The 15,137-nt window shown below is 44.6% G+C and carries 13 protein-coding genes; 9 read left to right on the top strand and 4 right to left on the bottom strand.

Annotated elements, in window-relative coordinates; translation table 11 throughout:
• Nucleotides 1-71 precede the first annotated feature (71 nt).
• Both AC5590_RS19440 and AC5590_RS19435 read left to right on the top strand, forming a co-directional pair.
• Nucleotides 72-2,342 (top strand): hypothetical protein, encoded by a 2,271-nt coding sequence (locus tag AC5590_RS19440; RefSeq protein WP_211178436.1) that lies wholly within the window; start codon nucleotides 72-74, stop codon nucleotides 2,340-2,342.
• Nucleotides 2,343-2,445: 103 nt separating this feature from the next.
• On the top strand, nucleotides 2,446-3,834 hold the full coding sequence (locus AC5590_RS19435; RefSeq protein ID WP_169265127.1) for a mercuric reductase: 1,389 nt from the start codon (nucleotides 2,446-2,448) through the stop codon (nucleotides 3,832-3,834).
• Nucleotides 3,835-4,009: 175 nt separating this feature from the next.
• Here the strand turns inward: AC5590_RS19435 and AC5590_RS19430 are convergent, their stop codons facing one another.
• Nucleotides 4,010-4,333, bottom strand: coding sequence for a hypothetical protein (locus AC5590_RS19430; RefSeq protein WP_211178435.1), 324 nt, complete (start codon nucleotides 4,331-4,333; stop codon nucleotides 4,010-4,012).
• Between the two features lie 143 nt (nucleotides 4,334-4,476).
• Here AC5590_RS19430 and AC5590_RS19425 point away from each other — a divergent pair, with 143 nt between their 5' ends.
• From AC5590_RS19425 to AC5590_RS19415, 3 genes are all read left to right on the top strand, one after another.
• Nucleotides 4,477-5,427, top strand: a complete 951-nt coding sequence (locus AC5590_RS19425) for an L-lactate dehydrogenase (RefSeq protein WP_169265126.1) — start codon at nucleotides 4,477-4,479, stop codon at nucleotides 5,425-5,427.
• A gap of 66 nt (nucleotides 5,428-5,493) precedes the next feature.
• Nucleotides 5,494-5,586: an MOSC domain-containing protein gene (locus tag AC5590_RS19420; protein ID WP_246163476.1), complete on the top strand. Its 93-nt coding sequence runs from the start codon at nucleotides 5,494-5,496 to the stop codon at nucleotides 5,584-5,586.
• Nucleotides 5,587-5,922: 336 nt separating this feature from the next.
• Nucleotides 5,923-7,641 carry a Dyp-type peroxidase gene (locus AC5590_RS19415; RefSeq protein WP_169265125.1) on the top strand — a complete coding sequence of 573 codons (1,719 nt, stop codon included), beginning with the start codon at nucleotides 5,923-5,925 and terminating at the stop codon, nucleotides 7,639-7,641.
• A 42-nt stretch (nucleotides 7,642-7,683) separates the two neighbouring features.
• Here AC5590_RS19415 and AC5590_RS19410 read toward each other — a convergent pair whose 3' ends face one another.
• Nucleotides 7,684-8,562 carry an MBL fold metallo-hydrolase gene (locus AC5590_RS19410; RefSeq protein ID WP_169265124.1) on the bottom strand — a complete coding sequence of 293 codons (879 nt, stop codon included), beginning with the start codon at nucleotides 8,560-8,562 and terminating at the stop codon, nucleotides 7,684-7,686.
• Between the two features lie 467 nt (nucleotides 8,563-9,029).
• Here AC5590_RS19410 and AC5590_RS19405 point away from each other — a divergent pair, with 467 nt between their 5' ends.
• The 4 genes from AC5590_RS19405 to nadB all read left to right on the top strand — a co-directional run bounded on the left by AC5590_RS19405 (nucleotide 9,030) and on the right by nadB (nucleotide 11,992).
• Nucleotides 9,030-9,185: a hypothetical protein gene (locus AC5590_RS19405; RefSeq protein WP_169265123.1), complete on the top strand. Its 156-nt coding sequence runs from the start codon at nucleotides 9,030-9,032 to the stop codon at nucleotides 9,183-9,185.
• Nucleotides 9,186-9,486: 301 nt separating this feature from the next.
• Nucleotides 9,487-9,663, top strand: coding sequence for a hypothetical protein (locus tag AC5590_RS19400; protein ID WP_169265122.1), 177 nt, complete (start codon nucleotides 9,487-9,489; stop codon nucleotides 9,661-9,663).
• A gap of 58 nt (nucleotides 9,664-9,721) precedes the next feature.
• On the top strand, nucleotides 9,722-10,153 hold the full coding sequence (gene psbU, locus AC5590_RS19395; RefSeq protein WP_169265121.1) for a photosystem II complex extrinsic protein PsbU: 432 nt from the start codon (nucleotides 9,722-9,724) through the stop codon (nucleotides 10,151-10,153).
• 159 nt (nucleotides 10,154-10,312) lie between these two features.
• Nucleotides 10,313-11,992, top strand: coding sequence for an L-aspartate oxidase (gene nadB / locus AC5590_RS19390; RefSeq protein WP_169265120.1), 1,680 nt, complete (start codon nucleotides 10,313-10,315; stop codon nucleotides 11,990-11,992).
• Nucleotides 11,993-12,384: 392 nt separating this feature from the next.
• On the opposite strand, the gene AC5590_RS19385 is transcribed toward nadB, so the two are convergent.
• Together AC5590_RS19385 and btpA are read right to left on the bottom strand one after the other, a co-directional pair.
• Nucleotides 12,385-13,350: a vitamin K epoxide reductase family protein gene (locus tag AC5590_RS19385; RefSeq protein ID WP_169265119.1), complete on the bottom strand. Its 966-nt coding sequence runs from the start codon at nucleotides 13,348-13,350 to the stop codon at nucleotides 12,385-12,387.
• A 159-nt stretch (nucleotides 13,351-13,509) separates the two neighbouring features.
• Nucleotides 13,510-14,358, bottom strand: a complete 849-nt coding sequence (gene btpA / locus AC5590_RS19380) for a photosystem I biogenesis protein BtpA (protein ID WP_169265118.1) — start codon at nucleotides 14,356-14,358, stop codon at nucleotides 13,510-13,512.
• Nucleotides 14,359-15,137 lie beyond the last annotated feature (779 nt).

Genomic DNA, 15,137 nt, shown 5'->3' with positions numbered 1-15,137 from the left:
AGATCGCGTCCTACAACCTCGAAAACGATGGGTCACATTTCCGGCTGAAGTTTAGAGGAGAAGCAAATTCTTTGGATACTCAGTACTCAACGATCATCAAACAGGGATTGAAATTTTCACTTGGTGCTGCCCTACTGGGTAGCTTTTTCTGGCATCGGGCAGATGTATTAGATAACTATGTTTATCCCGTTTTTGGCTATGTCTCCGTTCTGATTGAACCCGCCGCAGGGGGCGCAATCATCGCGGGTCTGGGACGAGTCGGCGGCAGTGCCTTGGGCGGATTCATCGCTGCTGTCTTAGTGAATTCATTTGGTCTTTATGGCTCAGGCTTATTTATCATTCCGCCGATTACTTACATCCTATCTGCCTTAATTTGTGAAACCTATCGCTGGCAGGCAGCCTATTCTCAAGCAACATTGCTGGGAGTGCTGATTGCAATGAGATCAGTTGGGACATCAGATCAGCAAAATATATGGCTGTACCTCAAATCGCGTCTGGTTGATAACTGGATTGGCGTTGCGGTGGGAATTGCCGTAACCCTGCTGTTTTGGCGACAGGATACTCGCACTGAGTTAACCAGAAACTTGAAACAGTTTTTGCAGGGTGTACCTCATTTGTTTCACTTAATTGTGAATCAGTATGCCATGTCTCCCCAGTTGGAGAATACCGAAAATAATCATACTCCTGTTCTTCCCGCCTTTGTGCCGCCAGCCTCGCTACTCAGTCGGCTGACAAAAACCACACAAGCCAGCTTGACAACTTTGACAAAAGCTGCTTCTGAATTTCAGAGTCAGACGCTAACGGAGGAGAATTGGAGTGCAATTTTAACCAGTCAAAGCCAGCTTTCCCGCCAATTGGCAGATATGCTGGCTCTTGCCGATCAAAATGAGCAAACGTTAGCTCGTCAGTTTAGGGTTGAATTAAATCAGTTTGCTCAACATCTGGAAAAAAGCTGTGATGAGTTAAGCACGTTAGCGCAGCGAGTAAAGAGCGAAGCGCAGATCGCCAATACGTCCCATTCTTTTAATCCTGATCTTTCTGAACTAGAGCAAGACTTAGCCATTATCAAAGATAAACTTAATCACCTGCGCTCCACCGGAGAAATTGGCGAATACAACATTTCAGAAACATTGCGATTCTTTCAATTGCTCCAGCTTCTGATCCAATTTACCCAGGAGTTGCGATCGCTGCAAAATCGACTGCTCTATAAAGCGAATGTTGCTGCAACTCATCAGCGAAGGAGACTCTTGACCTTCCCGAAGCGCACGTCTATATCTATGAAGCGGGCAATCGAAATTGTTGGTATGGGCATTGCGATCGGAATGGTAATCGCTATTGTTCACCATATCGATTTCCCCTATCCTTCTGCATATGAGACAGGGGCTGAAGTTATTATTGTTGCCCTAATTACAATACTCGTTCAACCGACACGGGGAAGGGCGATCGCGCTCAGTCTGGCTGCGGTCACTTGTTTCTGGATCAGCCTTTTCTTGATCTATCTCCTGGCTATTTCCTTTGGCTATAATCCTATCACCTGCTGTGTGGTTTACTTTTTTATTTATGTCTCCTGTGCCTTATTGGGATTTACCCCGATTGCTCGTGTGGGTGCCATTATTGCAGCCGATTGGCTCGGAAAAGACATTTTCCCTTTCTTTTATGAGGGACTAGCAGCGGTGGTAATTGCCATTCCCTGTGGCGTGTTGATTGCTTTATTGATTACAACCGTATTCATGGGTGGCTCTGCTGCAAATGGATTAGAAAAGAGTTTTGCTCAAACCTTTAAGCAACTTGGACAGCTCTATCAATCTCTGTTAACAACTTATCTTCAGGGTGCAACCCCATCCCTAGAAATCACTCAACTGAAAGCAACCCTTGCAAAGACGATTGCTCAACATCCAATGGGTTTAAAGGTTGCGGGTCTTGAGCAAGGTTCGGGTGGATTGGCAACCAAGCATAAAAATCTTTGGAATTTCTTGCTGGGTTACGAACAAACGCTTTTTGCCCAACTTGGAACATTGGCAGATGAATTGCAACAACCGATGCCCGATGCGATTCGACAACAGTATTTGTCAGAACTCCAGGCGATCGCCCAGCAAACGGTCGATGCGTTTGATCAACTATCAGCAATGATTACCGCTCCAATGCTCCCGCAATTCTCTCAGGGATCATCCTTAGTCCGGGAAATTGAATCGATTGAACAGCACCTTTTGAGGCGGCGAGTTGAAAGTCGAAGCTATCCCCTCGAACAATTAATCGCGTTCAGTTCCACCTTTATGACGATGAAAGCGATCGCCAGTAATCTGAACCGAATGAGCCAGACTTTACCAACCTATGCTCAGTAGGGTTATGACTACATTGTAATTGGTGCAGAGGCAGGCTGTATTGTCGCCAATCGTCTGACGGAGGACAGTTTCACAGAGGACAGAGAAACATGAGGAGACATAAATGAACAGTGAATACTACGATGACATTGTGATTGGCGGCGGCAAAGCGGGTAAAACACTGGCACCTGCATTAGCTGCGAATGGACGAAAAATCGCTCTGGTAGAACGTAGCTTAACCATGATTGGGGGTGGTTGCATTAACATCGCCTGTATTCCCACTAAAACGATGGTGGCAAGCGCGGAGGTCGCTCATACAGTGCGGAACAGCGCGGCTTATGGCGTGAAGACCAATCAACCCACCGTTGATTTAGCAGCGGTCATCCAACGGAAGCGATCGGTTGTGTTAGCTGCGCGTGAAATAAATTTGCACAATTTGGAAGGATCTGTGGGTGAAAATTTGATCATTGGTACAGCACGATTTGTTGATGCTAAAACGATCGAAGTCACAAATGCCGCAGGCAATACTCGTTTACTTGCCGCAGAACGGTTGTTTATCAATACAGGCACACGACCGTTAATTCCATCTGTACCCGGACTCAAAGAAACTGGGTTTTTGACAAGTGAGTCGATCATGGAGCTAAAACAGTTGCCTGAACACCTGATCGTTCTCGGTAGTGGCTATATTGGTTTAGAGTTTGCCCAGATGTTTCGGCGCTTTGGCTCTCGCGTTACTGTCATTGGGCAAAGTGAGCAAATCCTGTCACAGCAAGATCCAGATATAGCGATCGCAGTTCAAACATTGCTGGAACAAGATGGTATTGAATTCTTGCTGAAGGCAAAGGTGTTGAGGGTCGATTACACTGGTAATGAAACCATCCTTCAAATCCAAGTTGCTGATCGTGAAATCACCCTCCAGGGGTCGCATTTGCTCGTCGCCGTTGGTCGTGCGCCCAATACCGATAGCTTAAATTTAGCTGCTGCTGGTGTGGCAATCAATACACGCGGATTTATTCAAGTCAATGATCGCTTAGAGACGAACATTCCGGGGATTTGGGCGTTAGGCGACATCAACGGCGGCCCGCAATACACTCATATATCGCTCGATGATTATCGCATTCTCAAAGCTAATTTAATTGATGGGGGCAACCGTAGTACACGGGATCGATTGGTTCCATCCTGTCTGTTCATCGATCCAGAACTGGCTCATGTGGGTTTGACTGAAACTGAAGCACGGCAACAAGGATATGCTATCCGCGTGGCGAAGGTGGATGCGTCAGCCGTTCCTATAGCGAAAACACTCGGTCAAACCGATGGACTTCTGAAGGCGATCGTAGATACAGATACAGGTCATATTCTAGGGTGTTCCCTGTTGTGTCATGAAGCAGGTGAAGTGATTTCAACGGTGCAGATGGTGATGCAAGCTCATATGCCCTACACCGTTCTGCGCGATGGTATTTTGACTCATCCCACGATGACCGAAGGGTTAAATATATTGTTTTCCAAGTTGTAAGGAGACAGCAATTGCAGCCCAAGGACTTATCAAAGAAACGACATTTCACTCTTGAAGGTCAATATACAACCACAGACAACTGCCTACTTTATCCCCTTGTTTTCTGCCGGGAATGCGGACAAGATTACTATGTTGTGCGCTATGCTGATAAGCACATCTAATGGGTAGATTGGCATCAACTTCCCCACCAACGCGCTCCTTGCCACAGAGTTGCAACACCCATCGCTAACCAATGTCGTTGGGCACGTTTTGGGTCAGTAATCTTGGTACGATGCCAACAAAAACCGCCGCGTTTACCATCTTTAAACAGACACTCAATCCAACAACGCATTGCATACCAGCAAGCATCCGTATCTTCTGGTAGTAAATCGGTGAGGATTAACCAAGGATCGGCATATCCTTGATCATGACGAGGTAATAAAGTACATTCAACCCTTGTTAGTTTTAAAACAAGTGACTCGAGCAGTGAATGACTGACCAACTTGTAGCACAAGAGCATTTAAAGGCTGCAAATTAAAAAGTTGTTCACAAAGATAATCCACTCTTTAAAACGAAGTCATCCCTTCAATAATCTTGACTCGAAAGGATTAGTTTTATAGTAACATTAACCCATTGCGTTAGTTACAAAAAAGTAAATATAGCATGATTAGTAAAACATCTAAAATCGGTATTATTGGTGCAGGTAATGTAGGTGCAGACGTTGCAAATGCTTTAGTCCTACTCGGTAAATGTGTAAGGGTCGTCCTTTTTGACCGAACCTTATCAAAAGCTGAGGGGCAAGCATGGGATATTGAAGACAGCATTCCCCTACTTAAAGAGATGGAGATAATACCATCAAATCAGTATGAAGATCTAGCTGATTCAGATATCATTATTGTGACTGTTGGAGTGCAGCAAAAACAAGGACAGACCCGATTAGATACATTGAGCGACAATGCAGAGATTATACGTTCGACAATAAAAGAATTGGATCGAGTTGCACCAAATTCAATCGTACTTATCGTTAGCAATCCAGTGGATGTACTCACACGGATTGCAATCGCTACTTCCACCAGAGCAGAAAACCTAATTTTCGGTTCGGGAACCGTTCTTGATACTGCTAGACTGAGATATCAACTTGGAAAGCGACTAAATATTGCCAAACAAGACGTTCATGCTTATGTGATTGGAGAGCATGGAGACAGTGAATTTGTCGTTTGGTCTAGTGCATTTATTGGGGGAATTTCGTTAATTGAATTTCCCATTCCACAAGGAACAACGCTAGAACAAATTCAGCAAGAGTACGCACAGTTAACTCGTAAACGAGGCTATAACATTTTTGAACGCAAAGGAAATACAAGCTATGGTATATCAATAGTAGTTTGTCAGTTAGTTGATACCATTCTGCGAGATGAAAAGCAGATATTTCCAGTATCGGCCAGAGCAGATTCTAACTATGGAGTTGGCAGTGAAGTTGTTCTTGGACTTCCATGTATCATTGGCTCAACAGGTATTGAGCGCCAACTGCTGTTATCAAGAAATGCTCATGAACAACGCTTATTAGAAGAATCAGCCACCAAACTCAATGAAGCTTATAATTCTTTGCATAATTAAAATCAACTAAAATCATATCACCTTCGAGCATTACGTTACTGGCAAGGTGAATTACCTGGTACTGATCTGCCATTAGGCATATTTGGTGAAAATTTCACGACCACTGGACTCACAGAAGAAGAACTGAACATTGGGGATTGCTTCCATCTATCGTTATGAAGGAATGAGTCATGGGTTTAGTCGCGTATTCTTTGCGCCGACTTATACCCTTTCACTTTAAGGTTGATACAAATGGGGGGCAGGAAGCAGGGGGCACCCGAGCAGGGGGAAAGAATTATAAACCAATCATTTGTATCAGGGATTTCGTGAAATGGTATTACTTATTTCTCACAAAAGTGCATAAGTTAATTTTGCTTGCATTTATTACAAATAGAAGGAAAGTTCAAAAGGCTTAACTTTTATTTAGCCACTTAGGTAGCGCATAGTGCATACAACAAAATTTGTCAATGCCTAAGTTCTAAATAACTTGCTTAACTTAAAAAGAGGACTTGCATTATGACTCAACAAATCATTCGTGAAGCACCCACCCCTCCTCCTTTGGCGGGTCAACTCCTAAGCAAAATGCGCCCACCTACGCCTGATGAACCAGTTCTCCGTGTGAACAATATTCAAGGCAACATTTTGGGTGGCTTCAATAAAGACTTACAGACACTCCTCTTTCTAGAAATTGAAAATGCTTGTGCCTTCAAGCAATGGCTCAAGACGCAGATTCAGTTCATTGCCACTGCGTCAGAAGTGATTGCCTTTAACCGCATATTCAAAGCCACTCGAAAACGGCGGGGTCGTGAAGGCAGTGTTAAAGCAACCTGGGTCAATGTAGCCTTCTCTTTTGAGGGACTAAAGAAACTAACTAACGATGCTGATGCTTTCACAGATGAAGCATTTAAATCTGGTCTAGCAGCACGCGCCGCTCAACTGAACGACCCAGTGGATAAGGACGGCAAACCCATAGGCTGGGTTGTGGGTGGACCAGACAACGGCAAAGTTGACGTGGTTTTCATTGTTGCGAGCGATGAGCATAGCGACTTGCAGGCAGAAGTCGCGCGGATTGTAGAAAGCATTGTGACATTCCCAAAAGGGAGCGGTGCCAAAATCACTTTTATTGAAGAGGGTGCTACTTTACCCCCGCCCCTTTCAGGACATGAGCACTTCGGCAACTTAGATGGACTGTCACAACCTGGTATTCGTGGTAGGGTTTCTGATGACCCCAAAGACGTTCTCACTCCTCGGGAAAACCCAGAGGATCCGAATCAGGGCAAACCAGGGCAGGATCTTCTCTGGTCAGGAGAGTTTGTTTTCGGCTACGAGGGTCAGGATGAGAATGCCAAGACGCTGGATGATAGTAAAGGTCAGGTGGTATCAGCAGGACCTAGCTGGGCAGATGATGGCTCTTACCTTGTGTTCCGCCGGTTACGTCAAGATGTGTTCAAGTTCCATGAATTTCTCAAGGATACTGCTGAAGACTTAGACACCAACCCCAGAAAGGTCAGCGCGAAGCTGGTTGGTCGTTGGCCTAGTGGTGCTCCTACTGTCCGCACACCTGAAAAAGATAACCCAAGTTTAGGTGATGATGAGCTCGCCAACAATGATTTTGAATTCAACGGCGAAGATGCACCAGATGAGAAAGGATTCAAGAACGACGTTGTTCCCCCTTCCAAGGATGCGACTGGTATTCGCTGTCCATTTATTGCCCATACCCGCAAAACCTATCCACGCAACGACAAAACACCAGGAGGAACAGGGGAAACCGAGCAAGAAATTATTGATACTAGTGAAGTGACTACCCAAAAGCGCCGCTTGCTGCGTCGGGGTATTCCTTATGGTCCTGTATCTCCTTCAACCCCAGATAATCCACAGCAAGATCCAAACTTTGTTGATCGCGGTTTGCACTTCTTGGCGTATCAGACTTCGATTGAAAAGCAGTTTGAGTTTGTAACCCAAGCTTGGGTTAATAATGCCGACTTCAGCAATACGGCTGCTGAAGGTCACCAGTGTGAGGGTATCCCTGAAATACCTCTTGGTCATGATCCGATCATTGGTCAAAGTAATGAAGGAGGCGATCGCACACGAACTTTCTTTATCCGCCTTGAAGATAAGCAGGGTGGCTCTCAGTGTAAGAAGTTAACCGCTCCTGAAGACTGGGTGATTCCGACGGGTGGCGGCTACTTCTTTGCACCGTCAATTAGTGCTCTAGGAAAAGTGTTGTCTAGCTAAAGCACAGAGTCGGGCGGTGGTGTCACCCTTAAGTTGTAACACCTACCGCCCAACCGATTCTATCCACTCAACACACTTGTCCATCTGCTTTTTCATAGTTTCCACATCAGCATGATATCTACGCCCATGACCTGGAAGCACCCACTCAAAAGTGTAATGAACCAGTTCACCCATAGATTTAATTTGCTCTGGCCAAGAGTACCAGCAGTAATCGCGAAAAGCAATGAGTTGCTTGAGACTATCAGACCATGCCAAATGGTCGCCAGAAAACAAAAATTTATTCTTATAAAGTAAGACAGTGTGTCCTTTGGTGTGTCCAGGAACAGCAAGAATGAGTATATCGGGAGCGAACTCAAATGGTTCTGTTCCACTGAGCGGAATTTCCACATTGCGAGTCCCAGAAGTAATCTCATCTTCGTGGAGAATGCGCTGACACTGAAAATGCTCAGCAAACTTTTGATGATCCGCTACGTCATCTCTGTGAGTCAGGTACATATAACGAATTCCACCCATCTGTTCCAAACGTTTCACCAAGGGAGGAGTAAACCGGGGAGAATCAACCAGAATATTACCTTCCGGTCGTTCAATGAAGTAGCTAGCAGCGCCGTAGGAATTTTCCGAGTGATAGCCGCAATGGTAAACATTATCCTCTACAGAAATCGGAAAACTCAGTTGAGCAACTTTGACATCTTGGGGCTTTTCTACTGTACCAATGGAACTGGTGGGACAAGCTAACAGAGCTTGAAGTGCTGCTAATCTTTGCACCTCATTGAGTGGTTGGTGATAAACCACCGACTGTTCATCAACTTCTGTAAACACATCTGGAACCATCCACCGGCAAGTATCACAATCTATACACGAAGTATCAACATAAAAATCCCCACTGACATTTTGGGGGCGACGCAGATTTAAATGAGCCATATAAAACCTCTTTCACCCAACCATTTGCAAAGGAAGGGTAACGAACGCTATATCTCCAGGTTAGCAAAAGCGTTGAAGAACTCGTCAAAAAAGCACCCAGATGTTCTTTGAGTGCTAGTCATGATTATTCTGATCTCAAGGCTTGTAATCTTCGATTAAATTAAACTTAAAGCATTAGTAAAACTTAGACAGGTTTAAAAAGTTAAAGAAAGTTTAGAACTTTTAAATTGAAATGTCATAAAAAGCAACAATTTACCTAAAAAACCCTGATACTCACTTATCCAAGACTATTTATAAGAATCAGTAAGTTTTGATTCGTCGCTTTCTAGACCAATCAAGCGATAAATGATATTTAAAACTTTCTTCATGGTAAACTCCTTGATTTTGTAATTGGTGTTCTAAAGATATCTTCAACGTGTCCGCTTGCGTTTCCAGAAAAAAATCATGTTTTTTTGGGGATGTAATTTATGACAATCCTATTTGAGTTGTTAAACAAAGTATTAAATCAGTCAGACAAAAAGGGAGAGATATTTCGCCACACTCCTACACTGCCACCCGCACAAGAGTTTTTACCAATCATTTGGACTATCCAGATTAAAGTGATTGGTGTCAATAAAATTTGACAAAATTTTACAAGATGATCAATCTTAGTAATCCCGTAACTAATGCTGGTCAACTTTAGAGCAGCTACGTATACTATTTACATACACGTGTATCGTATTCATCTACAGTTAGTTAAGACAAACTCAGTTAAAGTAAGAGTAAGTAGTTTTGTGACTGGAAATAATTTTTAGCAAAAATCTGGTAAAGCTAGGCGGCGGTAAGAATTGTGGATATTAATCGCTGTATATTAGTTTCTGATACTGCTGTGTTGATTAAGCTGTCGGCTATCAGCCTTCATCAGTTCTGAGTACAAAGTACCGAGTGCGGCAAACTGCCTACCGAGTCGTAGAGATAGCTGCCCTGCAAGCGTTTACGGCAAGCCCAACGGGCTTTACGGAAAATCGCCCGCAGAACACTTCCGTCTACAATTCTTCTCCACCCTTGGAGAGTGTCCGTGGCGTCTACAGCACTTCCTACTCAGAACTTTCTGCACACTGACTGCTTTTAGCTTAAGGCTTTTATTTCATTTTTAGTGGATGAAAAGAGGTAAAAAATCGTGAAAGGATTGGTGCGTTTATTAACAGTGTTTAGTTTGTTGTTGGGATGCTTAGGATGGCTGGGAACAACTCAAACAGCTCAAGCAGCTGATTTGAACCTAACTGCTTTTCGTTCAGTCCCAGTTCTGGCTGCTCAAACCCTCCGCAACCCTGCAGATGAAAAACTTGCAGAGGTTTATGGTAAAAAAATTGATTTGAATAATACCAACGTGCGAGCTTTTCAAAAGTATCGAGGACTGTATCCCACCCTTGCAAATAAAATCATCAGGAATGCTCCTTACCAAAAAGTAGAGGATGTGTTGGATATTGCCGGATTGAGCGAACGTCAGAAACAAATTCTGGAAGGTAACCTAGACCACTTTACCGTATCAGAAGTTGTACCTGCCTTCACAGAAGGAGCCGAGCGCTTCAACAACGGTATCTACAGATAATCGCATTTGTAGATCATCAAGCTGCTATGTGATCCACTCCTTTGTGGGAGTGGAAATTAGTTTATTTAGGAAGAGGGACAATGAGGATAAAAGACAAGGGGAATTCCCCTACTCCCTCACTCCCTCATCCCATTTGCCCCACTCCCCACACTCCCTGCTTTGCCTCAGACAGATATTAAAAGCCAATTTGATGTTATTGTTGTCGGTGCTGGTGCTGCTGGACTATACACAGCACTATGCATGCCTGCCGAGTTGCAAGTCGGCTTGATTACTAAAGAAACAGTTTCTCTCTCAGCTAGTGATTGGGCGCAGGGTGGAATTGCTGCAGCAGTCGCCCCAGAAGATTCTCCTTTTCTACACATTGAAGATACAATCCAAGCGGGTGTAGGTTTGTGTGATCGCCCTGCTGTGGAATTTCTTGCAAAACTTGCTCCTAGCTGCATTCAATCCCTTGTAAACTTGGGAGTAGCGTTTGACCGTCATGGCAGCCAGTTGGCTTTAACCTTAGAAGCTGCTCATTCCCGCAACCGCGTTCTTCACGCTGCAGACACAACAGGTAGAGAAGTCACTACTACTCTCGCCAACCAAGTTCTGCGACGCCAAAACATTCAAGTGATTCAACAAGCTTTGGCTTTGAGTTTATGGCTAGAACCAGAAACAGGCAGATGTCAAGGTATTAGCCTGTTTTATCAAGGTCATGTTAAATGGATAAAAGCAAATGCTGTGGTTTTGGCAACAGGTGGAGGGGGTCAGGTGTTTGCCCAAAGCACAAATCCTGCTGTTAGCACAGGTGATGGCGTGGCGATCGCATGGCGTGCTGGGGCAATTCTCAGGGATTTGGAATTTGTCCAATTCCACCCCACTGCTTTAACAAAACCAGGTCGCTTTCTGATCAGTGAAGCTGTGCGCGGCGAAGGGGCGCATCTTGTTGATGACGAGGGACGGCGTTTCGCCTTTGATTATCACCCAGCAGGCGAACTTGCTCCCAGAGATGTGGTCAGTCGTGCAATTTTTAGCCATTTACAAGGCACTTCAACTGATCCAGCCACTGCTCATGTGTGGTTAGATATGCGCCCCATTCCTGCTGAAAAAATCCGCCACCGCTTTCCCAATATCATTAAAGTTTGTCAACATTCGGGTGTGGATGTTTTTTCACAACCTATTCCCGTTGCCCCTGCAGCTCATTACTGGATGGGTGGTATTGTCACCGATTTGATGAACCGGACAAACATTCCTGGTTTATACGCAGTGGGAGAAACTACAAGTACTGGGGTACATGGAGCAAATCGCCTTGCAAGTAATTCCCTACTCGAATGTATCGTATTTGGCGCACAAATGGCAGATCTCCAGATTCCTCCAGATGTGAGTCGCGTGTCAAACCTGTCAGAACTTCTTGCTATACGAGAGTATCGCGCCGATGTAACTGAATGGAAACCCCAGCAAGAACATTTAGAAGTACTGCGAGATAAAATACCACGTCTTCTTTGGCAAAGCGCTGGTATTTGCCGAGAGCAATCAGGTTTGGAAAGCGCGATCGCAACTCTTGAGTCTTGGCAGCAAGATTATATTTCTTTGCCTGTGAGTCAATTTTTGCTGTCTTTGCGTCCCACAGAGTCAGCTCGTTTAGAGATACCTGACGTTGAACGCCAATTGCGGTTGTGGGCGGAAACTGGCAATTTACTGGATATCGGTGTTTTAATTCTTAAAAGCGCTGCCTTTAGAACTGAAAGCCGGGGAGGACATTACCGCCTAGATTACCCTCAACTAGACCCTGACTGGCAAGTCCACACGCTTATACAACAAAACAACTGGTGGAAATCTCCAGTTTTGAGGGAGTAAAGTAATACCAATTTGAAAAAAGAATGCGACAGATACACACTCCCAAACCCAAGTTTCGTCTCGGCTTTCTTCCGGATTGAATTTTGAATTGGTATAACCCATCCTGAGGCAACTAAGCCAGGGTGGGTTACTTGAGCAACTGAAAACTACGTGAAGTACCCACCACCAACCGCAAGCGGTATAGTGGGGCTTCCTGTCTCATTTGCCGCTGCTCCGTTCGGTATACTCATTTCCTCAGACATCCCTTCCCCAGTTGATCCAGGATCAACTTAGGTCGGCGATGCCTTCGTCATTCCCCGCCTTATATCCCCTAAAGCTCGCCGCTTGGGTTGCTTCCCCCGGCAGACTTTGCGCTAAGTAGAGTACTACTATAGCGGGGGACGAGGGCGCGACTACTTAAAAGCACCAGGAAAATTGTTAAAATTGCGTGGACCTTGATAACCAGAAATTTGAGCTAATTTCTCTAATGGCTGTACATTGGAATATAATTTACCGTTAATTTGCCAAGTAGGAAAGCCTTGAATGCCAGCAGCTTTGCACAAATCTGGACGAGCGTCTTTGCCTTGGGGATCACACTCAATTTTTTGAATTTCTGGATACGCCTGTTTACCGAACAGTTGCTTTTGTTCGTGGCAATGAGGACACCACCAAGCTACGTATTCTTTAGCACCAATTTTGGTTAAGTGACGTGCTAACTCAATTTCTGCTTCACCAGAAGTTGTGGTGATCGCCCAACCAACACCGGCTGTTGGCTGTCCGCTTGGTTCTAAGCTAACTCCATTTGATCCAGTTCTAGCATTAGGGTTATTTACATTGGCATAAACGCCTAAAGTCCCAATGAGCGTCACCATGCCAACAATAATGGCAGTAAAGAAAATTTGCCCAATATCATCCCATGTGCGACCAATGATAGTTAGCACTAACAAAGTCAGGGAGAATACAGCCGAAGCAAGACAGTACAGACAAAGTGCTTTGATTGTGAAAAATAGCAGATACATTAAGTAGCCGCTAAAGATAGACATGGCGATCGCACCTGCCAAAAGCAACAACCATGTCACGTTTTCCAACTTTGTCCGAGTATCTTTATTTTTTGCTGCATCAACTCTCAAAGGAAGCAAAGCGAAGACAGCCATGCTGGCGTAAGCTAGGAAGCCAAACAAAGCTAGAGGTAGCCCCAAAACTGTGGCATAAGGGCTAGCAAGTACTAAATCACAACTATTGGTGGGGCAAGCGGCAGATCCTTGTGTTAACTTAACGACAGTCAGATAAGCTGTTGTTAATGCGCCACAAGATGCGATCGCGGCAATTAATATCCGCGATTTTTTATGAATCCAGGGAATAGAACGACGGCGACTCATAAACTGCAATAAAGAATTGAAAATAACAGACTAGGATTTGGAAATGGGAAATTGGAATTTATGAGTTGTTGGTTGCTAGTCATTAGTTTTTTACTTATTAGTTCTTAAGTTACTAGTAACTACTACTTGTCTCCCGATTCCCAATTCCCCATTCCTCAGTTACGAGTGTAGCTTTAGCTCGGAAATTGATTTGGTTTCACCTTTTGAGTTCCAACCTTTACGTGCAGCTTCCACAAATTGACTGACTCGATTTGGATCTATAGGTTGCTCACGACGACCGTGGCGTTTCAAAGCACTGGAAACAATGACACCATCTGCCGCCTGTATCAGTGTAGCAATGTTTTCTAAACTTGCTCCACTACCAATAAACACTGGAGTGCCGCTAGCAGCAGAAGATGCCAATTCCAAATCTTCTGGGCTTGTAGGATGACCCGTCGCCCAGCCAGATATAATCACCGCATCTGCTAAACCGCGCTCAATGGTGTCTTGCACTGCTGTGGTGAGATTCACAGCACTCAAGGGACGAGCGTGCTTGACCAACACATCCGCAAAAATTTTGACATCGCTGCCTAACTCCCGCCGATAGCGCAGGAGTTGATAAGCTTCTCCCTCAATAATGCCCTGGTCAGTTGCCATGACACCTGTCAGGACATTAACGCGGATGAATTGCGCTCTGACACAGCTGGCGATCGCCATTGCACTCCTAGCGTCGTTCCGTAAAACATTTATACCTACAGGCAGCGTTACCATATTTTGTATCCGCTGTACCAACATAGTCATGGCACTCACAACTGCTGGATCGACCTGGTTTTTGGGAAACGGCGCGTCGAAAAAATTCTCTACAATAATACCGTCAACCCCTCCACTTGCCAGGGCTGTTGCTTCTTGCTCGGCACGGTCAACGACTGCTTTGAGGCTACCTCCCCAACGGGGCGAAGTAGGTAACGGTAGTAGGTGAACTACGCCTATAATTGGTGTTCGGGTTTTAAATAGCTGATATAAGTCCACGTTTTTAACCCGCTTTGCGGAGTCATCAGTCCTTAGTCATTCATCATTTGTTATTATCACTGGTGACTATTGACTATTGACTATTGACTCATAATTCACTACTAATTATTTAAGTTTGCTTTTGATCACCATTTGTTCAACTAGCTCTTAAACAATTTTATTTGTTATTTGCACCCAACAAGCATTTCCAACGACTTGCCAGTAGTGTTTTGTTTTCTTTTAGCTCCGGGGTCGCTTGCGTCCTCCTTAGGATGGAATGTGGCGGCAAAGTTTCCATAAGATATGTTAAGATATTGTTGACACAGCAAGAGGAGTTTGCCACTCACCAGACGCGAGGCAGCTTCCCGTGGATAAGGCATCTCGCATATCACTTGTTTCAGGCATTGCCTGAAAACAGGGGTAGCATTACCGTTATGCAGGCGTTAACGCGCTATTTTCCTCAGGGTAGCGACTTCTCCAAAAGCGCCACACACTGTTGGTTTTGGGGAGATGAGCGATAATTCTCATTAACCTGACCAATTTCCAAATCGAGAGTGGCTTCCCAAGAGGTAAACTAACAACACACACGTAGCGGTAATGTAAAATACCAACAGGCAATTTATAAACAAAGATTAACGACTAGTGTCAAACTTATCAAACTGTTGCTTATTTTCCCTTGACCAACAGATTAATAGAGCTATCATAGCATGAACTCTATCTTGCTCGTGGTCATAGCTGCCTGAGGCTGTATATAACTAGAAAGTCATAGCAAAGTTAGGAGGTTTTAACCAACCTCATGA

The organism is Brasilonema octagenarum UFV-OR1, from assembly GCF_963888615.1.
Lineage (GTDB): Bacteria > Cyanobacteriota > Cyanobacteriia > Cyanobacteriales > Nostocaceae > Brasilonema > Brasilonema sennae.
This window is presented reverse-complemented; position numbering and strand designations above follow the sequence as displayed.